We start from the raw sequence: 20,053 nt of genomic DNA on the forward strand, positions 1-20,053 counted from the left end.
CCGGGGGCTACAGCCCGCCCCGGCGCACATGCTTGACCAGCACCTTCTCCAGCAATTCCCACATGGCCGGCTCGGTGCTGAAGGCCACGTTGAAGCGCATCCAGCCGGTGGCCTTGGCGTCGACCATGAACAACTGGCCGGGCCCGAGCATGATGCCTTGCTCCAAGGCATCGTCCAGCAGCGCGGCGCTGTCCGGGATGGCGGGATGGCGGGTCCAGATGTACATGCCTTCGTCGGACTCGGTGAACAGCTCGAAGCCCAGCCGATGCAGGTGCCGGCCAACTTCCTGGTGGGCTTCGGCCAGGCGTTGGCGCAGGCGCTTGAGGTGCTTGCGCCAGCGGCCGTCGATGATGGCTGCATACACCACGCGCTCCATCACCTGGGAGGTGGTGAGCCCAGAGCGCATCTTCAGGTGCAGCAGCTGTTGCATGAGTTCAGGGTTTGCCAGCAGGTAGCCGACCCGCACATTAGGCGAGATGCTCTTGGAGTAGCTGCCCACGTACACCACCTGTTGCAGGTGATCGAGGCTGGCAAGGCAAGGTTGCGGCTCGGCGATCATGTCGGCGTACAGGTTGTTCTCCACCAGACGCAAGCCATGGCGGGTGGCCAGTTGCAGCAGGCGATGCAACTGGGGCAGAGGTGTACGCGAACAGGTGGGGCTGTGCAGGTGCGGCTGGGTGAAGAACGCCGTGGGTCGGTGATGGGCGAGCAGGCGCTCCAGGTGGTCCAGGTCGTAGCCGGCCGGGGTGCGCGGCACGCCCAGCAGGGTTGCGCCCTGGGTGCGCAGGATACTCATCAGGTTGGGGTAGCTGGGGTCGTCCACCAGCACCACATCGCCTGGACGTACCAGGGTGCGCACGGCCAGGTCCAAGGCTTGGCTGGCGCCGTGGGTGAGCATCAACTGTGCAGGATTGGCGACGATCGACAGCTCTTGTTGCAGGTTCTGCGCGGTCAGCACACGCAGCTCGGGCAGGCCCATGGGGTCGCCATAGCCGGACAGTTCCAGGGGGCTGCCGGCCACCTGGCGCAGGCCACGACGCAGGCCGTCTTCGTACATCCAGTCGTTGGGTAGCCAGCCGCAGCCGGGTTTGTACGGCAACTGGCGGGTTTCGAAGATCTGTTGCAGATACCACTCGGAGTTGAACGTCGGCCGGGTGGTGTCGGCCTCCTGATGCTGGGTGTCGAGCAACTCGCTCGCTGCACGGTTGACGAAGAACCCCGCGTTGCCGCGACTGACCAGCAGGCCTTGGGCCACCAAGCGGTCATAGGCTTCGACCACGGTGAACGTGCTCACCGAGTAGGTGGCGGCGAAGGCGCGGATCGACGGCACCTTGGCGCCAGGCTTGAGGGTCTGCTTGTCGATCAGCTCGCGCAATCCATCGATGATCTGGTTGACCAGCGGCGTGGAAGAGTCGGGGTGTAGTTGCAGCATTCGGGTGCCTTCAGGGGTGCGTATCGCCAAGCGCCTGCAGGGTGTTGCGGGTGTATTGCATTGGCGGCCTGTACAGTGCAGTGCGTATTTCGTGCCACTGTGCATGGCTCTGGGTGGCAGACATTTTTACATTACGTGTCAGTTATCGCCACCAGCGTACATGTCAGCGTCATGCACAATCACAAATTCGCTGCTTTGCCGTCGAGGTTTGCCTCGCACCTTCATTTCGTCGCACCGAGCCGTTGCCGCTCGGCCAGCACAGGTTTCAGTTCGTCCGGGGGCCAGCCTTCGGACGCGTAAGCAGGCCGCCATGGAAGGCCTGCGTGTGCCCCAGAGCACACCTTCCTGCCCGCATAAGTACTGATGTTAGGTGAGACCGATAGCCATCGGGGTTTCACAGTTTTTCCTTGGATAAAAAGAAGCACGGGGTACACAACTGATGGACGCAACATCCACATCCACCACCGCGAAGGGAGCGCACGAGAGCAAACTCAGTGCCTCGCTCAAGTCGCGCCACCTGACGATGATGTCGATCGCCGGGGTCATCGGCGGCGCCTTGTTCGTCGGTTCCGGCAGCGTGATCCACAGCGCCGGACCTGCTGCGGTCCTGGCCTACCTGGCCGGCGGCATCCTGGTGGTGCTGATCATGCGCATGCTCGGCGAGATGGCGACTTCCTCGCCGGACACTGGCTCGTTCTCTACCTACGCCGACCGCGCCATCGGCCGCTGGGCCGGTTTCACCATCGGCTGGCTGTACTGGTGGTACTGGGTCATCCTGATGGCCTGGGAAGCCTACGTGGCGGGCAAGATCCTGCATGGCTGGTTCCCTGGCGTCAGTGTCAACGTGTTCGTGCTGGCCACGACCTTGGTGCTGATCACGGTCAACTTCTTCAACGTCAAGCACTACGGCGAGTTCGAGTTCTGGTTCGCGCTGATCAAGGTGGTGGCGATCGTCTGCTTCCTGACCGTGTGCACCGCGGCGGTGTTCAACATCTGGCAGTTCGGTGAAGTGCGTGGCATGAGCCACCTGACCGCCGAAGGCTTCATGCCCAATGGCATCACCACGGTGATCGGAGCGCTGCTGGGGGTGATGTTCGCCTTCCTGGGCGCGGAGATCGTGACCATCGCGGCGTCCGAAGCCAAGGATCCGTCCACCCAGATCGTCAAGGCGACCAACTCGGTGGTCTGGCGTGTGTGCCTGTTCTATGTGGGTTCGATCTTCCTGATCGTCTGTCTGGTGCCGTGGAACGACCCGCACCTGGGTGAGTCCGGCTACGGCGCCTACCGTCGTACCCTGGAGCTGCTGGGTGTGCCGTACGCCGAGCTGTTGATGAACTTCGTGGTGCTGACCTCGGTGAGCAGCTGCCTGATCTCCGGCCACTACACCGCCTCGCGCATGCTGTTCTCCCTGGGCCAGCGTGGCGATGCACCGTCGATGTTCAAGATCACCCGCGCCGGTACCGGCGTGCCGGTGTACGCGATCATGGGCTCGTGCGTGGTGGCGATCTTCTGCGCGCTGATCAACTTCAGCGAGACCCTGCGTCCGAAGGACGTGCTGGAAACCCTGATGAACACCACCGGCATGATTGCCCTGCTGGTGTACCTGGTGATCGCCTTCTCGCAGCTGCGCATGCGTCGCAAGCTTCAGGCCGAAGGCAAGGAGATCCGCCTGAAGATGTGGCTGTTCCCGTGGCTGACCTACCTGGTGATCGCCTTCATCGTGGCGGCCCTGGTGACCATGGCGTTCATGCCTGACTACCAGATCCTGGTGATCTCCACCGGTATCGCTGCGGCCATCGTGGTGGCCATGGGCGTGGTGCACCAGATCCGTACCGGCAACCGCCACTAAGGCGTTCTTGCTGCATGACGCGGCCGGCTCCCCTCGGGGACCCGGCCGTTTTCATTTTTGCGCGTCCGACCGGCTCACCACGGTCAGCCAGCGGGTGTAGGTGTCTACTTTGATGGGCAGCTCGGCGCGCAGCTCGGCCAGGGCCTGGTCGCTGTCGTCCAAGGGCAGGTCGCGCCAGACCCGCAGGCCTTGTAACGCCTCGGCGTCGAACCACAGCAATCCCTGACGGTGACGGGCCAGGCGCTCCAGGGTCTCGCTCAGGGGCTGGCCGTCTGCGGGCAGGCGCTGCAGATGCCAGGCCGCCTGCAAGGTGCCGCTGTCCACGCTCCCCAGGGTGCCGGGGCCGCTGGCCTCCAAGCGCAAGTGCTGGCCTTCGTGCAATGACAAATGGCCGCTGTCGCCCTCGAGGTCGGCCTGGCCTCGCAGCACACTGACCTCGCTGACATCGCCCAGGCACTCGACGATCAATTGCCCCGCCAAGGGGCGCAAGGTGCCCTGGGGGGTGCTGATCCGAAAGGGGCGCGCATCGTCTGTGGCGATCTCGATCAATAGCTGGCCCTTGAGCAATTGCAGGTGCCGCTGGAGGGCATCGAATTCCACATCCACCGAAGAGCTGGCGTCTAGGGTCAGCAGGCTGCCGTCTTCGAGCTTGCGGGTCAGGCGGTGCTGGCTGTCGGTGGCAAGGTCGGCCAGCTCGAAGCCTTGGCCCATCCACGGAGAGGCGAGCAGGGCGGAGGCCGCCACCAGGGCCACGATGGCCAGGGGCAGGGCAAGGCGTGGAAACAGGCGGGGTGGGATCATGGGTGTGGGGCGTATTTCCGGCTGAGCTCAGTTCAAGCATAGCCCCCCTGCGCAAGCCCAGGCCCTGCGCGGCGTCAGTGGTCTGGCGGGTCTTCGTGCTGGCGGCGATAGGCGCCGGGTTGCACGCCCACGGCCTTGGCGAACGCCCGGGTGAAGGCCGCCACCGATTGATACCCCACCTGGGCCCCGACTTGCTCCACGGTATTGCCGGCCTTGAGCAATTGACAGGCATGGCGCATGCGCAGCGCCAGCAGCACCTGGCCTGGCGATTGGCCGGCCAGATCGTTGAAGCGTTTGAAGAATGCCGATCGCGAAAGGCCCGTGCAGGCGGCCATGCTTTCCAGCGTCCATGCCTGGCCTGGGCTGGCGATCAGTTGCTCCAGCAGCGTGGCGAAGGCTGGCTGGCGGGCGAGGGCGACCAGCCCGTGCAAGGTCTCCCCGGCATGCACCTGCTGGCGCAACACGTACAGGAACAACAGATGAGTCAGGCGCTCGAGCAACGTCTGCGAGGGCGCGGGTGAGCGGCGGCACTCTGCCAGGATCAACTCGAACAACGCCCGCGCGGCATGCCCGGCCGGGTCATCGGCGCGCAGCAGGATCCAGTCGGCCAGGCCGTCGACGATCAGCGTCGACAGCCCCGATTGAAAGTGAAAGAACCCACACACCAACCCGACGCCTTCCTCGGCCTGGCTGTCCAGAGGCTGCATGGGCTGTCGCGGCTGAGCGCAGGCGCTGGCCGGGTCGGCATCGCTGGAAAGCCGGTAGCTCAGGTCGCGCAGCAGGAACACCGCATCGCCACGTTCCAGGCGCACGGCCTCGGGATGGCCGTCGACATGCAGCCAGCAATGCCCCTGCACCACCAGGTGGAAACTGGCTCGGCCCATCCCCTGGGTGCTGGCATGCCAGCCGCCACAGTAGCGGCCCACATGGAACAGGCTGGCATCGAGCTCCAGGCGCTCTAATAACCAATCGACAAGATGGCTGGATGAAATCATCTAATGCAAAGACTCAGGAGCAAGGAAAGGCGACTGATGAATATGGAGGGGAATTCTTATAACCAACAGACTATAAGCACACCTACCCAAGGAGACCACTCCATGACATCGCGCATTACTCTACACACTCTGCAAAGCGCCCCGGAAGCGGCACGGCCTTTCCTGGAAAACGCCCTGAAGAACTCAGGCTTCATCCCCAACTTGCTGGGCGTGCTGGCCAATGCGCCGGCGGCCTTGGAAACCTACGTGACTGTCTCGGCACTCAATGGCAAGGCCGAGCTGACCCTGGCTGAGCGCGAAGTGGTGCAGTTGATCGCCGCGACCGAGCATGGCTGCGACTTCTGCGTCGCCGGTCACACCGCTGTGGCGCTGAACAAGGCCAAGCTGCCTCAGGAAGTGGTCGACGCCCTGCGTGCCCGCGGCGAGCTGCCCAATGCCCGGTACGAAGCCCTGGCCGCGTTCACCCGCGAAGTGATCGCCACCCGTGGCAACGTCAGTGAGGCTACCTACGGCGCTCTGCGCGAGGCCGGCTACAGCGAAGGCAACGCCCTGGAAGCGATTCTCGGCGTGAGCCTCGCGACCCTGTGCAACTTTGCTAATGTGTTCGCCCAGACGCCGCTCAATGACGAGCTGGGCCAATACCGCTGGCAGCCTTCGGCCTGATCCGCCTGGTGCCGGCCTGGCCGGCGTTTCGAACAAAGGAGTAGGGACATGCTTGATTGCGCATTTCGACAATGGCTGGATGCCAATGCCGAAGCCATCGACCAGGGCCAGTGCGATCCGCACCTGGTACTGGCGCACATCGCCGAATCGCAGCTGCTGCGGGTCGGTATCGAGCCCGCCCTGGGCGGCTCGGGCGGGCGGGTCACCGACGCCGTCGAAGCCATCGCCGCCATCGCCAGTCGGTCCCTGGCCGCGGCCTTTGTCTGCTGGGGCCAACGCTCGTTCATCGAGTACCTGCTGCAGAGCCCCAACCAGGGCCTGCGCGAGCGGCTGCTGCCTAGCCTGCTCGCCGGTGAGCTGGCCGGTGCCACCGGCCTATCCAACGCCATGAAATACCTGTCGGGCATCGAGGCGTTGCAAGTCTGCGCCCAGCCCGCGGCAAACGGCTGGGCCCTCGACGGCCGTCTGCATTGGGTGACTAACCTGCGCAAAAGCGGCTTTGCCGTGGCTGCGGCGATCGAAGACGCCACCGGCGGCCCTCCGTTCGTGGTGGCAGTGCCTTCGAACCTGGCGGGCCTTGAGCGCTCCGACGACCTGGCGTTGATGGGCTTGCAGTCGAGCAACACCGCCGCGCTGGCATTCCATCAGGTAGCACTGGGGCGCGAGTGGCTGCTGCATGACAATGCCCGTGAGTTCCTGCCTAAAGTGCGTCCGGCGTTTCTGGCACTGCAGTGCGGCATGGCCATCGGCCTTGCGCGGCGTGCACTGGAGGAAGTGAGCGGGCACCTGCAGGGGCGCGGATCGTTCCTCGACGAGGCCCGGCAGGTACTGGCCGAGCGCTTGGAAAATACCATGGACGAGCTCAAGCAGGGCTTGCTGGAAGGGCGCTTCACTCAGCAGCCGGCGGCGTTGTTCAAACTGCGCATCCTCCTAGCTGAAAGCGCAGCCGATGCCGTGCAGTTGGAACTGCAGGCCAGCGGCGGCAAGGCTTACCTCACCGCGTATGGCGAAGGTTTCGCCCGGCGCTGGCGCGAGTCGGCGTTCGTGCCCATCGTCACCCCGAGCCTGGTGCAATTGCGTGCCGAGCTGCAGCGTCAGGCGGCTGCAGCATGACCCAGGCGTTACTCCAAGCCCGCGACATCAGCCTGGGCTACCCTCGCGATGGCGGCTGGCAGACTGTACTGGAGCGCTTCGACCTGGCCCTGGCGCCGGGAGAAGTGGTCAGCATCCTGGGGCCCAGCGGAGTGGGCAAGTCCAGCCTGCTGCGCGTGCTGGCCGGGTTACAGCAACCTTGCGGCGGCAGCGTGACCCTGCACGGCGAGCCGTTGCACGGGCCGCACCCGCGTCTGGCCGTGGCGTTCCAGGACCCGAGCCTGCTGCCCTGGCTGAGCCTGGAGAAGAACGTCGCTTTCGGCCTGGACTTCGCCCGCCAGCCCAAACTCAATGCAGCCGAGCGACGCGCCCGTATCGACCATGCCATCGAGGCGGTGGGGCTGGACCACGCGCGCAGCCAGTACCCCGCGCAGCTCTCCGGTGGCATGGCCCAGCGCACTGCGCTGGCCCGCTGCCTGGCGCGTCAGCCCCAGGTGCTGTTGCTCGATGAGCCCTTCGGCGCGTTGGACGAGGTGACCCGCGCCGACATGCAGCAACTGCTGCTGCAGCTGATCGCCACCCATCGCACGGCGGCGGTGCTGATCACCCACGATATCGACGAAGCCCTGCTGTTGTCCGATCGCGTGTTGCTACTGGGCGACCACCCGGCGCACATCCTCGGGCAATGGGCTGTCGACCTGCCGCAGCCACGGGCGCAGCGGGTCGAGGAGCTGGGCACGTTGCGTATCGAGATCCTCAAGACCCTACGGCGGGCGAGCCGCTGCCCAGACCCTGTTCCTTCTCCCTTGCCGCTGCCGTCGGAGGCTCGCCATGTGCATGGATGATTGCTGTTCTACTACTTCCCGTCGCGACTTCATCAAGCTCAGCGCCATGCTCACCGCGGCAGGCGCCTTGCCGCTGCTCTCGAGCTTGCAGGCGCGTGCCGCCAGCGAACCGGACGCCCCGGTGCGCATTGGCTATCTGCCGATCACCGACGCCACGCCGTTGCTGGTGGCGCACAACAATGGCCTGTTCGAAGCCGAGGGCATCAAGGCCGAGCGTCCGGTGCTGCTGCGTAGCTGGGCCCAAGTGATCGAAGCGTTCATCTCGGGCCAGGTCAACGTGATCCACCTGCTTTCGCCGATGACCATCTGGGCTCGCTACGCCAGCCGAGTGCCGGCCAAGGTGGTGGCCTGGAACCACGTGGGCGGCTCGGGCCTGACCGTGGCGCCGGACATCACCGACATCAAGCAACTGGGTGGCAAGACCGTGGCGATCCCGTTCTGGTATTCGATCCATAACGTGGTGGTGCAGCAACTGCTGCAAGCCAATGGCCTTACACCGGTTTCCAAGCCGGCCAACGCGTCGCTGGCGGCCAACGAGGTCAATCTTTTGGTGCTGCCGCCGTCGGACATGCCGCCGGCCCTGGCCAGCAAGCGTATCGCCGGCTACATCGTCGCCGAGCCCTTCAATGCCCTGGCCGAGGACCTGAAGGTCGGACGCGTGCAGCGCTTTACCGGCGATGTGTGGCGTAACCATGCCTGCTGCGTGGTGTTCATGCACGAGCACGACCTGAACAACCGCCCCGAGTGGTCGCAGAAGGTGGTCAATGCCATCGTCAAGGCCCAGCTGTGGACCCGCGACCATCGGGCCGAGGCAGCCGCGCTGCTGTCGAAGGCCGGCCCCAACAAGTACACACCACATACCCCGCAGGTGCTCGCCAAGGTGTTGGCGCCGGCCGCAGAGGACCGCGCCGGTTATATCGCCAGCGGTGCGATCGCGCATCAGCAATGGGATGAGAAACGCATCGACTTCCAGCCGTATCCATTCCCCAGCTACACCGAAGCGCTGGTCAAGCACCTCAAAGGCACGCTGATCGAGGGCGACAGTGGCTTCCTGGCCGGGCTGGACCCGGCCCAGGTGGCGCGCGACCTGGTCGATGATCGCTTCGTGCGTACAGCCATCGAGGCGGCCGGTGGTTTGGCGGCGTTCGGCCAGCCCGACAGTTTCGAGCGCCACGAGGAGTTCGCCGTCTGATGGGCAAGTCTGTCATGCATGGCCTCTTAGGCCTGGCGGGGCTGTTGGGGCTGTTGCTGCTGTGGTGGGCGGGGGTGCAGGTGTTTGGCGAGGCCGACGGCCTTTCGGCGCGTTTTTCGCCCCAGGCCACGCTGGCCAGCCTGGTGCAATTGCTGGGCGAGGGCGAGGTCTATGGGCATGTCTGGGTCAGTCTCAAGCGCATCCTGGTGGGGCTGTTGCTGGCGCTATCGGTTGGCGTGCCCTTGGGCTTGCTGGTGGGCAGTTACCGCCACCTGGAGGCTGCGACCACACCGGCGTTCCAGTTCCTGCGAATGATCTCGCCGCTGTCGTGGATGCCGGTGGTGGTGATGTTGATGGGGGTGGGCGACCAGCCGATCTATTTCCTGCTGGCTTTCGCCGCGCTGTGGCCGATCCTGCTCAACACCGCCGCAGGTGTGCGCCAGCTCGATCCGCGCTGGTTGCAGTTGTCCCGTAGCCTGAGCGCCACGCGCTGGGAAACCTTGTGCAAGGTGATCATCCCTGGGGTGATCGGCCATGTGCTGACCGGTGTGCGTCTGGCGATCGGCATCCTGTGGATCGTGCTGGTGCCGTGCGAGATGCTTGGGGTCAGCGCAGGGCTAGGCTATTTCATCCTCGATACGCGTGACCGGCTGGCCTATTCGGAGCTGATGGCCATGGTGCTGCTGATCGGTGCGCTGGGGTTCATGCTCGATGCACTGGCCCGTGGGCTGCATCGGCGGTGGGTACACGCCTGAAATCGCCGGGACCGCCCAGCGGTCCCGTTCAATGCACGGTCTTGCGCTGCTTCACACAGGCCTGTGCCTGCAAGGCCAGGGCATCAAGGCGTTCGTCGCGCTGTTTTTCCGCCGCCAGCATGGCCTCGTCGCCATGCTGCTTGAGCAGGTAGGCGTGAATCTGCCGCACTTCAGTGGTGCGATAGATCGGGGCGATGTCCAGACGGCCGACCAGTGCGCCACTGGCGTGCCCGGTGCTGCTCATCAGCACCTGCGGCCCGGCGGCGGCGGCCACCTGCAAACCCATCGCCTCGAACCATGGCACTTGCCCTGCAAAGACATTGAGCTCGACACAGGCATAGCGTGACTGGGCATCGGCCAGCAGCGCTCGGGCGATGCCTTGGCGGCGGTGGTCTGGGTGCACGGCCAGAAACGCCAGCACGCAGGCCTGATCGTCATCCTGGGCCGGCAGGGCAAGGGCGAAGCCGAGCAGTCGGTCCGGTGCTTCGGCATCCAAGGCCAGGGTCAGTTCCACGGCCAGACCTCGGGTGCCGTCCATGGCCTGCAAATACTGATGCACCTCCAGGCCGACGCCGTACTGGTACAGCGGGTACAGCGGGTTGTCCGGGGTGATGGCCACGCTGCTCAGTTCACCGACATGGTCGATGACCAACTGACGGATCTGATTCTGGAAGGATTCGGGGGGCACACCGTCGAGGTGGCTGAGAATGAACATCGGGCAAGCTCCAGCAGGGTCGAACCGTCCCGCGCCGAGCGGCGCGGGAGGCACAGTCTAACCCAGGGCGGCGAGCATCAGGTCGAGGTTCTGCACGGCGGCGCCCGAGGCGCCTTTGCCGAGGTTGTCGAACACGGCCGTGAGCACCACTTGGCCGTAGGCCGGGTTGGCGAACAGGGCCAGGCGCAGGTCGTTGGTGTCGTTGAGCGCCTCGGGGTCCAGTTTGCTGGCCGGACCCTGCTGATGCAGTGGCATCACCTGTACATGGCGTGCACCGTGGTAGTGCTGCTCAAGGCAGGTTTGCAAGTGTTCAGCGGTGATGCCGCCGGCCAGCAGGCGCAGTTGCAGGGGGATGCTCAGCGCGATGCCCTGGCGGTAGTCGCCATAACCCGGCAGGAACACCGGGCGTGCAGCGAGCCCGGCGTGTCGCTCGATCTCCGGTACATGCTTGTGGGCCAGTTCCAGGCCATAGAGTTGAAGGGCAGGCACCTTGACGGCGCTAGTTTGCTCATGAAGTTCCACCGCCGACCGGCCACCCCCGGAATACCCCGAGATTGCATGGATGCTCAGCGGATAGTCCGCCGGCAGCAGCCCAGCCTGGATCAGCGGGCGCAGCAGAGCGATGGCGCCGGTCGGGTAGCAACCGGGGTTGCTCACCCGCTTGGCCCGGGCGATGCGCTCGGCTTGTTCGGCGTCCAGCTCAGGAAGCCCGTAGACCCAGCCGGGCGTGGTGCGGTGGGCGGAACTGGCGTCGATCACACGTACTGCCGGGTTGTGGATGGCCGCCACCGCTTCACGGGCTGCGTCGTCAGGCAGACAGAGCAGGGCGATGTCGGCGTCGTTGATGGCCTCGGCGCGGCGTTGCGGGTCTTTGCGCTCGGTGTGCGGCACGGTCAGCAGGCGCACGTCCTGGCGGCCTTGCAGGCGGGCATGGATCTGCAGGCCGGTGGTGCCTTGGTCGCCGTCGATGAAGACGAGAGGGGTGTGCATGGTCGGGATCCGTGTGCGAGAGAGATGGCCTATGCTCGCCTGCGGCTGGACGAAAGAAAATTTGAATATCATGATGCTTGGATTCAGAAAAAATGAATGACCGTGTCAGTCTTTTTGCGGGTAGATCCGCTCCCAGGCCGACCGCTGAACCAGGATCCACGCCGTACCTGTGGGAGCGGGTTTACCCGCGAACAGGCCAGCCCCCAGAGGACCCCCATGCGCGAAATCAGCCTCGACCGCCTGCGCACGCTGGTGGTCATCGCCGACCTCGGTTCCTTCGCCGAGGCCGCTCGTCAGCTCAACCTGGCTGCGCCCACCATCAGCCTGCACGTGGCCGAGCTGGAAGCGCGCGTGGGGGCGCCGCTGCTCACCCGCACCCGAGGCCAGGTGCGCCCCACCACCGTGGGCGAGACGCTGCTGGGCCGCGCCCGTCGCCTGCTGGCCGATGCCGACCTGGCCCTGGACGAGGTGCGTCGACAGGTGCAGGGGCTGACCGGGCGTGTGCGCCTGGGGGCCTCCACCGGGGCCATCGCCCATCTGCTGCCCAAAGCCTTGGCGCACCTGCGTGAGGCGCATCCGGGCATCGACGTGCAGGTGCAGGTGCTGACCTCCCAGGCTTCCCTGGCGCGCCTGCGTGAGGGCACGCTGGACATCGGCCTGGTGGCGCTGCCCCAGGTAGCGGGCAGAGGGGTGAAGCTCACCCCCTGGCGACGCGATCCGATCATGGCCTACCTGCCGGCCGACTGGCAGCCGCCCGCTAAGGTCACGCCGGCCTGGCTGGCCGAGCGAGCGCTGATACTCAACGACAACACCACCCAACTGTCGCGGGTGACGGCGGAATGGTTCGCCGCAGCGGGGCTGTACCCCGAGGCGCGCATCGAGCTGAACTACAACGATGCGATCAAGAGCCTGGTGGCGGCAGGCTATGGCGCGACACTGCTGCCCCAAGAAGGCGAAGCGGAGCGGCTGAACCCGCGGATTGCCCGTCGGCCCTTGCGCCCTGGCCTTTGGCGTCAGCTGGGGATCGCCTGCCGGGAGGGGCAGGTGGAGCGGGCAACCGGGTACGTGCTGCAGGCGCTGGAGCGCTTGCGTCAATGAACTGTGGCTGAATCTTTGAGCAAGGCTATGCTTTTGGCTGCGTCGGGCCCGCCGACGTGCCTGTCAGAAGTCCGGCTTTTCTCACGGAGAACACACCATGAAATCCCTGACACTGCTGCTGATCGCTTCTGCATTGAGCTTCACCGTTCACGCCGAAACCAGCCCGGAAACCAACTGCGCCGCCAAGATCAAGGAACTTGAGGATATCCACCGGACCGATGGCCAGGCCCTGCATGGCGGCATGGCCAAGGACTATCAGAACCTGCTCAACCAGGCCAAGGAGGCTCAGGCCGCAGGCAACATGGCTGAATGCCAGGCTTCAGCCGACCGCGCCAAAACCATCTACAACAAGGCCCGCGGCAAGTAGCGCGCCGACCACCCGGGCCTGGTCGCCACCGGTGCGATGGGCCTGGGTAGGCGAATGTGATCATGGCGTTCGTGTCTCTGGGGTAAGCTTTGCGCCGGCAACCCAACGAGACTCTGGCATGATTCTGAACAGCCTCATCCTGGACAACCTGCTCACAGGCTTGGCCCAACCTTTCACCCGCCCCGGCTCGCGCAGTGCCATTGCCAAGCACCCCCGCCAAGGGCCACTGGCCGTAGGACGGCTCGGGCTCGAAGGCGACGAACAGGGGGATCTGCGGGTCCACGGTGGTGTGGAAAAGGCCATCCACCACTATCCCCGCGAGCACTATGCAGCCTGGGCGGCAGAGCTTGGCGAGCATCCATTGCTGGCCGAGCCCGGCGCATTCGGCGAGAACTTCAGCACCACCGGTTGGCGCGAGGCGGATGTCTGCCTGGGCGACCGGATTCGTGTGGGGTCGGCGCTGCTGGAGGTGTCCCAGGGGCGGATGCCCTGTTGGAAGCTCAACGACCGCTTCGACGTGGCGCAGATGGCCTTGCGCGTTCAGCAAAGTGGGCGCACCGGTTGGTATTACCGGGTGCTGGAGGAGGGCGTGGTGCAGGCGGGCGAGCGCTTGGAACTGGTCGAGCGCCCGCACGGCGAATGGTCGGTGGCGCGCCTGTCGGCGGTGCTGTTCGATAAACACCTAGAGCCTGAGCTGTTACGCGAATGCCTGGCATTGCCGCTGGTGCCATCCTGGCGCAAGACCCTGCAACGGCGCCTGGAGCAACGCCAGGTCGAAGACTGGGCGCCGCGTCTGCACGGCGCCTGAGGGCTGTTGTCAGAACCAGCGGTCGTTGCGTTTACGACCGCGGGTCAATGCCGGCAGGATCAATCCCGCGAGCAGACCGGCCCCGGCGATGCTGCCGCCGTAGACCATGTAGCGCATCATCACTTGCTTGTTCTCGTCACCCAGACGCGCCTGGGTGTCACGCAGCGACGACTGCACCTGGTCGAGTTGTTCGTTGAGCGACTTGTTGCGCGTTTCCAGTTCGTCGATCAGCGCCTTGCGCGAGTCGAGGGTTTCCTGCATGCCCTGGACGCGATTCTTCCAGCTGTCGTCGATGGTCTTGAGCTGTTCGGACAACTGCGTCACCTGCGCGTCGAGTGCCGGAAGGCGTTCGGCCTGGCCCGGGACCGATTGCAGGTCGCTGCTCAGGATCCATACCAGATCGCCGTTTTGCCCGCGGACCTGGCTGTATTCCCCTTGGGTGCCCACCAGCGTGACCTTCTGCCCGGCCTTGACCGAACCCACTATACGGTGGCCGTTGGTGGGGCCGCTGCGCACATAGGTGCTCAGGCTGTCGCTGACCCAGCGTGCGTCGTTGGCCGGTTCTTCGGCATGCGCGGGGATAGCCAAGGCAAGCAAGGAGGCTGCGAGCAGGGGGGCAAGGGCAAAGGAGGCTGGTCGGGAATCAGGCATGGTGATCTTCGCTGGAGCTGGACAAAAGAAGGCCCGATGACTGGGCCGATGAACCGGTCGGTGAGTTGACCGTCAGCGAAAGACCGTTTTTATCGAAGCAGGTTCACTGCTTGTTGTAGGAAATGTCTGCAGGATGTTGCGAGTAGAAGGTCAAGGGGCTGTGGCGCTGGCGCGAGCTATGTAGTGTCCGCTTTGCGGGTAAACCCGCTCCCACAAGGGCCGTGCGGACCTGTTGGGAGCGAGTTCTGCCGCTCAGCGGTCGCGACGGGTTAGGTCACTACCTGATAGCAAGGCACATACGCTGCCCCACCGGGCAACTTCATCCGGTGCTGATCAACGAAGGCCTGCAGCAAGCGCCCAAGCGGGTCGAGCACCGCGCTGTCGCCACGGATCTGGTACGGCCCGTGCTCTTCGATCAGGCGAATGCCCTTGTCCTTGACGTTGCCCGCCACCACCCCGGAGAAGGCCCGGCGCAGGTTGGCGGCCAGCTCATGGGGCGGCAGGTCCCGGCGCAGCTCGAGGTTGGCCATGTTTTCATGGGTGGGGTCGAACGGGCGCTGGAAACCTTCCTCGATCTTCAGCAGCCAGTTGAAGTGGAAGGCATCGTTGCGCTCGCGGCGGAACTGCTTGACGGCCTTGAGCCCCTCGACCATGTGCCGGGCCACTTCGGCCGGGTCGTCGATGATGATCTGGTAATGCTGCTGGGCCGTCTCGCCCAGGGTCGCGCCGACGAAGGCATGCAACTGCTGCAGGTACGCCTCGGCGCTGCGTGGGCCAGTGAGCACGACGGGGAAGGGCAAGCCTTCGTTGTCCGGGTGCATGAGGATGCCCAGCAGGTACAGGAACTCTTCGGCCGTGCCTGCGCCACCGGGAAAGATTATGATGCCGTGGCCGACCCGCACGAACGCCTCCAGGCGCTTTTCGATGTCCGGCAGGATCACCAGCTCGTTGACGATCGGGTTGGGCGCTTCGGCGGCGATGATGCCCGGCTCGGTCAGGCCCAGGTAACGGCTGCCGTGCATGCGCTGCTTGGCATGGGCGATGGTCGCGCCTTTCATCGGGCCTTTCATCACGCCCGGGCCGCAGCCTGTGCATACGTCCAGCTTGCGCAGGCCCAGCTCGTGGCCGACCTTCTTGGTGTACTGGTATTCCTCGCTGCTGATCGAGTGGCCGCCCCAGCACACCACCATCTTCGGTTCCACGCCCGGGCGCAGCGTGCGGGCGTTGCGCAGCAGGTGGAAGACGTAGTCGGTGATGCCCTGGGAGCTTTCCAGGTCGATGCGCTGGCTGGCCAGCTCGCTTTCGGTGTAGACGATATCGCGCAGGGCGCTGAACAGCATTTCGCGGGTGCTGGCGATCATCTCGCCATCGACGAACGCGTCGGCCGGGGCGTTGAGCAGCTCCAGGCGTACGCCGCGGTCTTGCTGATGGATACGCACCTCGAAGTCCTTGTAGGCCTCGAGGATGGTCTTGGCATTGTCGACATGGGCGCCGGTGTTGAGGATGGCCAGGGCGCACTGGCGGAACAGGGTGTAAAGGCTGCCGGTACCGACTTCACTCAGTTGCTGGACTTCACGTTGCGACAGCGTCTCCAGGCTGCCTTTGGGGCTGACGGATGCGTTGATGACATGGCGTTGGGGCATCTAAGTCTTTCCTGTGCAATGAAACTTCCTACTTGGACACCACCATACCGACAAAAACGCACGGCAACGAGGGGGGCGCAGAAAAAGCCTCGTTGCCGCTTGCCAAGCGGTTACCCCAGCCCTGCACGATCGTGGACGGCGGCATAGCCTGCGATGGCGCACGGCGCTCCGGGATCAGCCGCTGCCATTCATCCGAAAAGCCGTTGTACTCCCAGGGTGATGGCCAGACCGCCACCGATCAGCCACAGGTTGAGGATCGCCCCGGTGATCAGCGCGCGCGGGCCAGCCTGGCGGATCTGGCTCACGCGGGTTTCCATGCCCAGCGCGGTCATGGCCATGGTCAGGGCGAAGGTGTCGAGGCTATTGATGGTGTTCACCACCGCCGCCGGCAGGACTTGCAACGAATTGACCAATACCAGCAGCAGGAAGCCAAAGGCGAACCATGGCACGGCGATACGCCCGCCGCCCTGGGCCTGGCCTTGCTTGCGCGAGCGGCTGACCCACAAGCCCACCACCAGCAGCACCGGCACCAACAGCAACACACGGGTCATCTTCACGATGGTGGCGATGTGGGTGGCCTCGGGGCTCACGTTGCTGGCCGCACCCACTACCTGCGCCACTTCGTGCAGGGTGCCACCGAAGAACAGGCCTACGCCGAGATTGTCGAGTTGCACCCAGCCGGCGCTGACCGCCAGTGGGTAAAGGAACATCGACAACGTGCCGAACAGCACCACGCTGCCCACCGCCATGGCCGCCTTGTGTGGCTGCGAGCGCAGCGCCGATTCGAATGCCAGCACCGCAGCTGCGCCACAGATCGCGCTGCCCGCAGCGGTCAGCAGCGCCGTGTCGCGGTCAAGCTTCATCACCTTCATGCCCACCAACAGGCCCACCAGCAGGGTGCTGACCACCACCAGCAGCGAGACTGTCAGACCCGACCAGCCCACCTGGGCGATCTCTTGCAAGCTCACCCGCAGGCCAAAGAACGCCACGGCCAGGCGCAGCAGGTTGCGCGCCGAGAAGTTGACCCCCGCCGCCCAGCTTTCCGGCAGCCCATAGCGCAGAGCATTGCCATACAGGGCACCGGCGACGATGCCGACGATCAGCGGGCTGATCCCCAGCCCGGCGATGGCCGGCAGGGCCGCCACCTGAGTGACGGCGAGGGCGAACAGGGCGACGAACAGAATACCGTTGAGCCGCCCACGGGTCGCGTGGGAAGGCGCAAGGGCGGGAGTAGGGTGGGCCGTGGCCATGGTAAGACCTCCGATGTGTATTGATGAGGTCTACGTTAATTCAGTTATAAGCTTATAAAAAATCGTGATTTAGGATGGCAAGTATCCGCTTAGCTGATATTTTGAACGTATGACCCCTGAACAACTGATAACTTTCGCCACCGTCGCCGAGCACGGCAACATCAGTCACGCCGCCGCCGCGCTGCACTTGTCGCAGCCGGCCGTGTCGGGTCAGCTGAAGTTGCTGCAGGAAGCGTTCGGTGAGCCGCTGTATCAACGTGCCGGACGCGGGGTGCGCCTGACGGCCGCCGGCGAGCAACTGCTAGGCCACGCCCAACGCCTGCGCGAGACCTTTCTCCAGGCCCAGGCCCTGCGCGACGCCATGCGTGCGATGGAGCGCGGCACCTTGCGCATCGGCGCCAGTACCACCCCAGCCAGTTACCTGTTGCCCTACCTGATCGCGGACTTCCACGCCCGCTACCCGGATACCGCGATCACCACGACCCATGGCAACACGGCGGAAATCGTCGCGGCTCTGGGTGAGCTGGACATCGCCTTGATCGAAGGCCCGCCAGGCCAGGAACTACCGCTTGGCACCAGCGTCACCGCCTGGCGCGAGGACGAGATCGTCGCCATCGTTCCGAGCGGCCATCCGCTGGCCGACGGCGTTCAGGTGCAGACGCTTCAAGCGCTGGGGGCGTATCCGTTGGTGCTGCGCGAAAGTGGCTCGGGGGTACGGCAGTTGGTGGAGCGCGCCTTTGCCCGGGAGGGTGTGCCGATGCGCGTGGCGTTAGAAATTGCCGGAGTGGAGGGGGTCAAGGAAGCGGTACGGGCGGGGATGGGCATTGGCTTCGTGTCGGCGATGTCCATTCGCCATGAAGACAACGCCTTGTACCGGCTGGGCATTGCACCGCAGCCATTAGCGCGGCATTTCTCGATACTGATGCCCCATGCCGCCGCGCCGTCGAGGGCGGCGCGGCGGTTCTTGGGGTTGTGTTTCGCGGACGTACCAGTCATTGGCCGTAGTGCTGTTTAGGTTTTGTACGAAATGTAACCGGGCTCGGTCGTTTGTTACTTTAAGGTTCTGTAGCAAATTGCTTTGCCATCGACTGAGCCTTCAGGTGCCACCTCGGTTGCCCCGTCCATGAGAAGCAGGCGCAGATAGTGGCCTGCGCCAGCGGGGTCGGACAGCCACGTAGAGTTGGCCAGAAAAGAATAGCCCACGAAGCCGTACTCTGAAGCTGGGGTACCGACTCCTATTACGCCTTCTCCTTTTGTGGCGTCGGCCTTGGACACTGGCTGAAGTCCAAGAGCGGAACACCTGTTCATCGCGGCAGCCCAATTCCTTGATAATGAGTTATCGATATAAAACCATTTTTTTATCCTGAAGGTGTAGCTGTGTGAGACGTGGCTGCCCTTGCGGGTTCCCGTAATGGTGATTTCGCCTGAAGCATCATCAGGCGGAGTGGAAAATATAAAAAGGCCGGAGGAGCGATGGGTCAACCAGCTGACACTGGATGACCAGTTGTAATCTTTGGAATGGGCGCCGTTTGCAAGTGTTGCGGAAAACCCTACGCGATCGTAAGCCGTCGTGGGGAACCCGCTATCGACAGCGTGTGAATATTTACCAGGATACGAGTAACTGTGGAGTTCGGTGATGTGAGTACTCATCAGGGACAGGCGCGCATCCGCTCCCAAAGGTTCGTTATCGATCTTGGGCGTCATGGTGTAAAGATCGGGTTGCGAGCCGCTCAATGTAGCCTCGTACACCCCTGTGTTTCCAACTTCGACGATACGGCTCAATTCAACATCCGACGCAGGATTGCCCTTTGAGTCGGTCACGGTAAATGACACTTGGCCGACAATGCCACTGATTGGCTGCCCAAGCGAGTTCTTGACAATGAACGATGCTTTCGCCTCGTCCACGCCATCTGCCAGGATATCGGTCTTGCTTAGCACGAGCCGGGAGCTTCCTGCCGCAGGCGGTAAGACCTTCAGCTCCACTGATTTTGCCAGTGAGTCCATGACGTCACCGTCGACTTCAGGTGTGAGCGTAAAGTCCCCAGCTTGAGTACCACGCAGCGTGGCGCTGTATTCCCCTGTCGTGCCTTTTTCTTGAATAGCCGTCACGGTGATCTTGCCGGGTTCAGGCTGTTTGCCGCTGTCATCGGTCACGTTGAAAACGAGTAGGTTGGCCAGGCCGCTCACGGGCTTGTTGTCGGCATTCCTTGCTATGAACGTCAAGGTTGTTGAGTCGAAGCCATCTGCGTCGATGGACGGTGGCATAACCTTGAACGCTGAGTTGAGCTCCGCGGGCGGCAGTGCCTGTAATTCCACGCTGGCTTTCAGGGTACCGACGGGCTTACCGTCAAAATGAGGCGCAACGGTGTAATGGCCTGCCAGGAGGCCGCGCAGCTTCGCGGTATAAGTGCCTGCGCTTTCCACGATGGCTTCAACGGTGACATCCGGTGGCGAGACATTGCCACTGGCGCCATTCACCACGAACGCCAAGTGTTTGCCGATGCCCTCGAGTGGCAGGCCATTCGCATCCCTGGCGTCAAAGGCCAAGGTGGTGGTGGCCTTGTTATCAGCTGCAATGGTGGGCCGACTTGCCGAGAATCGAGAGCTGCCTGGGTTCGGTAGCACGCTCGTTGTGGAAACCAAGGCTTGCGCCAGTGCCGTGCCCTGAACCGTCGGTGTCAGGGTGACTGTCTGCTCGGTCTTGCTGGCAGTGACCTGGATCTCGTATACGCCAGGCGAGGTGCGTGTTGGATCCGAGACCTTGATGTCGTCCCCGTGCTTGCCTGCGCGTACGTGGTCGCTGGTGATCTTGATATCCGCCAAGGCGATGTCCACCGGCTGCTGCTGCTCGTCGCGGATGGCGAGGGTCAGGGTTTGCTGAGTCTTGCCATCGGCCGGCAGCACGGT

The 20,053-nt window shown here is 64.2% G+C and carries 19 protein-coding genes; 10 read left to right on the plus strand and 9 right to left on the minus strand.

Annotation, left to right across the window (positions count from 1 at the left end; genetic code table 11):
* Positions 1 to 7: 7 nt before the first annotated feature.
* Positions 8 to 1,432, minus strand: a complete 1,425-nt coding sequence (locus tag BLS27_RS16550; RefSeq protein WP_090345745.1) for an aminotransferase-like domain-containing protein — start codon at positions 1,430 to 1,432, stop codon at positions 8 to 10.
* A gap of 439 nt (positions 1,433 to 1,871) precedes the next feature.
* On the opposite strand from BLS27_RS16550, the gene BLS27_RS16555 reads away from it, so the two are divergent.
* Positions 1,872 to 3,281: an amino acid permease gene (locus tag BLS27_RS16555; RefSeq protein ID WP_043215407.1), complete on the plus strand. Its 1,410-nt coding sequence runs from the start codon at positions 1,872 to 1,874 to the stop codon at positions 3,279 to 3,281.
* Between the two features lie 51 nt (positions 3,282 to 3,332).
* On the opposite strand, the gene BLS27_RS16560 is transcribed toward BLS27_RS16555, so the two are convergent.
* Together BLS27_RS16560 and BLS27_RS16565 are read right to left on the minus strand one after the other, a co-directional pair.
* Entirely contained in the window at positions 3,333 to 4,082 is a 750-nt protein-coding gene (locus BLS27_RS16560) for a FecR domain-containing protein (RefSeq protein WP_090345748.1), read from the minus strand.
* A gap of 74 nt (positions 4,083 to 4,156) precedes the next feature.
* On the minus strand, positions 4,157 to 5,077 hold the full coding sequence (locus BLS27_RS16565; RefSeq protein WP_090345752.1) for an AraC family transcriptional regulator: 921 nt from the start codon (positions 5,075 to 5,077) through the stop codon (positions 4,157 to 4,159).
* Positions 5,078 to 5,179: 102 nt separating this feature from the next.
* Here BLS27_RS16565 and BLS27_RS16570 point away from each other — a divergent pair, with 102 nt between their 5' ends.
* The 5 genes from BLS27_RS16570 to BLS27_RS16590 are packed head-to-tail and all read left to right on the plus strand — an operon-like array spanning position 5,180 to position 9,624.
* Positions 5,180 to 5,740: a carboxymuconolactone decarboxylase family protein gene (locus tag BLS27_RS16570; protein WP_043215397.1), complete on the plus strand. Its 561-nt coding sequence runs from the start codon at positions 5,180 to 5,182 to the stop codon at positions 5,738 to 5,740.
* Between the two features lie 48 nt (positions 5,741 to 5,788).
* On the plus strand, positions 5,789 to 6,853 hold the full coding sequence (locus BLS27_RS16575; RefSeq protein WP_090345755.1) for an acyl-CoA dehydrogenase family protein: 1,065 nt from the start codon (positions 5,789 to 5,791) through the stop codon (positions 6,851 to 6,853).
* Positions 6,850 to 7,677: an ABC transporter ATP-binding protein gene (locus BLS27_RS16580; protein WP_090345758.1), complete on the plus strand. Its 828-nt coding sequence runs from the start codon at positions 6,850 to 6,852 to the stop codon at positions 7,675 to 7,677. The genes BLS27_RS16575 and BLS27_RS16580 overlap by 4 nt, the downstream gene beginning before the upstream one ends.
* Entirely contained in the window at positions 7,664 to 8,869 is a 1,206-nt protein-coding gene (locus BLS27_RS16585; protein WP_090345761.1) for an ABC transporter substrate-binding protein, read from the plus strand. Before BLS27_RS16580 ends, BLS27_RS16585 begins: the two co-directional genes overlap by 14 nt.
* Entirely contained in the window at positions 8,869 to 9,624 is a 756-nt protein-coding gene (locus tag BLS27_RS16590) for an ABC transporter permease (protein WP_043215387.1), read from the plus strand. The genes BLS27_RS16585 and BLS27_RS16590 overlap by 1 nt, the downstream gene beginning before the upstream one ends.
* 28 nt (positions 9,625 to 9,652) lie before the next feature.
* On the opposite strand, the gene BLS27_RS16595 is transcribed toward BLS27_RS16590, so the two are convergent.
* Positions 9,653 to 10,339 (minus strand): GNAT family N-acetyltransferase, encoded by a 687-nt coding sequence (locus tag BLS27_RS16595; RefSeq protein WP_043215385.1) that lies wholly within the window; start codon positions 10,337 to 10,339, stop codon positions 9,653 to 9,655.
* Between the two features lie 57 nt (positions 10,340 to 10,396).
* Positions 10,397 to 11,329 carry an N-acetyl-gamma-glutamyl-phosphate reductase gene (gene argC, locus BLS27_RS16600; RefSeq protein WP_090345764.1) on the minus strand — a complete coding sequence of 311 codons (933 nt, stop codon included), beginning with the start codon at positions 11,327 to 11,329 and terminating at the stop codon, positions 10,397 to 10,399.
* Positions 11,330 to 11,545: 216 nt separating this feature from the next.
* Between argC and BLS27_RS16605 the strand changes: the two genes are divergently transcribed.
* The 3 genes from BLS27_RS16605 to BLS27_RS16615 all read left to right on the plus strand — a co-directional run bounded on the left by BLS27_RS16605 (position 11,546) and on the right by BLS27_RS16615 (position 13,602).
* On the plus strand, positions 11,546 to 12,427 hold the full coding sequence (locus tag BLS27_RS16605) for a LysR family transcriptional regulator (RefSeq protein ID WP_043215381.1): 882 nt from the start codon (positions 11,546 to 11,548) through the stop codon (positions 12,425 to 12,427).
* Between the two features lie 97 nt (positions 12,428 to 12,524).
* Entirely contained in the window at positions 12,525 to 12,794 is a 270-nt protein-coding gene (locus BLS27_RS16610; RefSeq protein ID WP_090345767.1) for a hypothetical protein, read from the plus strand.
* Between the two features lie 118 nt (positions 12,795 to 12,912).
* Positions 12,913 to 13,602, plus strand: a complete 690-nt coding sequence (locus BLS27_RS16615) for an MOSC domain-containing protein (protein WP_090345770.1) — start codon at positions 12,913 to 12,915, stop codon at positions 13,600 to 13,602.
* 9 nt (positions 13,603 to 13,611) lie between these two features.
* Here BLS27_RS16615 and BLS27_RS16620 read toward each other — a convergent pair whose 3' ends face one another.
* The 3 genes from BLS27_RS16620 to BLS27_RS16630 all read right to left on the minus strand — a co-directional run bounded on the left by BLS27_RS16620 (position 13,612) and on the right by BLS27_RS16630 (position 17,146).
* A complete protein-coding gene (locus BLS27_RS16620; protein WP_090345772.1) occupies positions 13,612 to 14,253 on the minus strand; it encodes a TIGR04211 family SH3 domain-containing protein in 642 nt (213 codons plus the stop codon).
* Between the two features lie 269 nt (positions 14,254 to 14,522).
* Positions 14,523 to 15,896 carry a nucleotide 5'-monophosphate nucleosidase PpnN gene (gene ppnN, locus BLS27_RS16625; protein ID WP_043215370.1) on the minus strand — a complete coding sequence of 458 codons (1,374 nt, stop codon included), beginning with the start codon at positions 15,894 to 15,896 and terminating at the stop codon, positions 14,523 to 14,525.
* Between the two features lie 188 nt (positions 15,897 to 16,084).
* A complete protein-coding gene (locus tag BLS27_RS16630) occupies positions 16,085 to 17,146 on the minus strand; it encodes a YeiH family protein (RefSeq protein ID WP_090345774.1) in 1,062 nt (353 codons plus the stop codon).
* A gap of 109 nt (positions 17,147 to 17,255) precedes the next feature.
* Here BLS27_RS16630 and BLS27_RS16635 point away from each other — a divergent pair, with 109 nt between their 5' ends.
* A complete protein-coding gene (locus BLS27_RS16635) occupies positions 17,256 to 18,161 on the plus strand; it encodes a LysR family transcriptional regulator (protein ID WP_090345777.1) in 906 nt (301 codons plus the stop codon).
* 35 nt (positions 18,162 to 18,196) lie between these two features.
* Here the strand turns inward: BLS27_RS16635 and BLS27_RS16640 are convergent.
* A partial coding sequence (locus tag BLS27_RS16640; protein ID WP_208599417.1) for an invasin domain 3-containing protein occupies positions 18,197 to 20,053 on the minus strand: 1,857 nt, incomplete at its 5' end.

Origin of the sequence: Pseudomonas guariconensis (genome assembly GCF_900102675.1) — a bacterium.
Taxonomy (GTDB): domain Bacteria; phylum Pseudomonadota; class Gammaproteobacteria; order Pseudomonadales; family Pseudomonadaceae; genus Aquipseudomonas; species Aquipseudomonas guariconensis.

Coding starts and splice junctions, on each gene's coding strand:
- BLS27_RS16550 (WP_090345745.1), bottom strand. CDS start 1,432: ATGCTGCAACTACACCCCGACTCTTCCACGCCGCTGGTCAACCAGATC.
- BLS27_RS16555 (WP_043215407.1), top strand. CDS start 1,872: ATGGACGCAACATCCACATCCACCACCGCGAAGGGAGCGCACGAGAGC.
- BLS27_RS16560 (WP_090345748.1), bottom strand. CDS start 4,082: ATGATCCCACCCCGCCTGTTTCCACGCCTTGCCCTGCCCCTGGCCATC.
- BLS27_RS16565 (WP_090345752.1), bottom strand. CDS start 5,077: ATGATTTCATCCAGCCATCTTGTCGATTGGTTATTAGAGCGCCTGGAG.
- BLS27_RS16570 (WP_043215397.1), top strand. CDS start 5,180: ATGACATCGCGCATTACTCTACACACTCTGCAAAGCGCCCCGGAAGCG.
- BLS27_RS16575 (WP_090345755.1), top strand. CDS start 5,789: ATGCTTGATTGCGCATTTCGACAATGGCTGGATGCCAATGCCGAAGCC.
- BLS27_RS16580 (WP_090345758.1), top strand. CDS start 6,850: ATGACCCAGGCGTTACTCCAAGCCCGCGACATCAGCCTGGGCTACCCT.
- BLS27_RS16585 (WP_090345761.1), top strand. CDS start 7,664: ATGTGCATGGATGATTGCTGTTCTACTACTTCCCGTCGCGACTTCATC.
- BLS27_RS16590 (WP_043215387.1), top strand. CDS start 8,869: ATGGGCAAGTCTGTCATGCATGGCCTCTTAGGCCTGGCGGGGCTGTTG.
- BLS27_RS16595 (WP_043215385.1), bottom strand. CDS start 10,339: ATGTTCATTCTCAGCCACCTCGACGGTGTGCCCCCCGAATCCTTCCAG.
- argC (WP_090345764.1), bottom strand. CDS start 11,329: ATGCACACCCCTCTCGTCTTCATCGACGGCGACCAAGGCACCACCGGC.
- BLS27_RS16605 (WP_043215381.1), top strand. CDS start 11,546: ATGCGCGAAATCAGCCTCGACCGCCTGCGCACGCTGGTGGTCATCGCC.
- BLS27_RS16610 (WP_090345767.1), top strand. CDS start 12,525: ATGAAATCCCTGACACTGCTGCTGATCGCTTCTGCATTGAGCTTCACC.
- BLS27_RS16615 (WP_090345770.1), top strand. CDS start 12,913: ATGATTCTGAACAGCCTCATCCTGGACAACCTGCTCACAGGCTTGGCC.
- BLS27_RS16620 (WP_090345772.1), bottom strand. CDS start 14,253: ATGCCTGATTCCCGACCAGCCTCCTTTGCCCTTGCCCCCCTGCTCGCA.
- ppnN (WP_043215370.1), bottom strand. CDS start 15,896: ATGCCCCAACGCCATGTCATCAACGCATCCGTCAGCCCCAAAGGCAGC.
- BLS27_RS16630 (WP_090345774.1), bottom strand. CDS start 17,146: ATGGCCACGGCCCACCCTACTCCCGCCCTTGCGCCTTCCCACGCGACC.
- BLS27_RS16635 (WP_090345777.1), top strand. CDS start 17,256: ATGACCCCTGAACAACTGATAACTTTCGCCACCGTCGCCGAGCACGGC.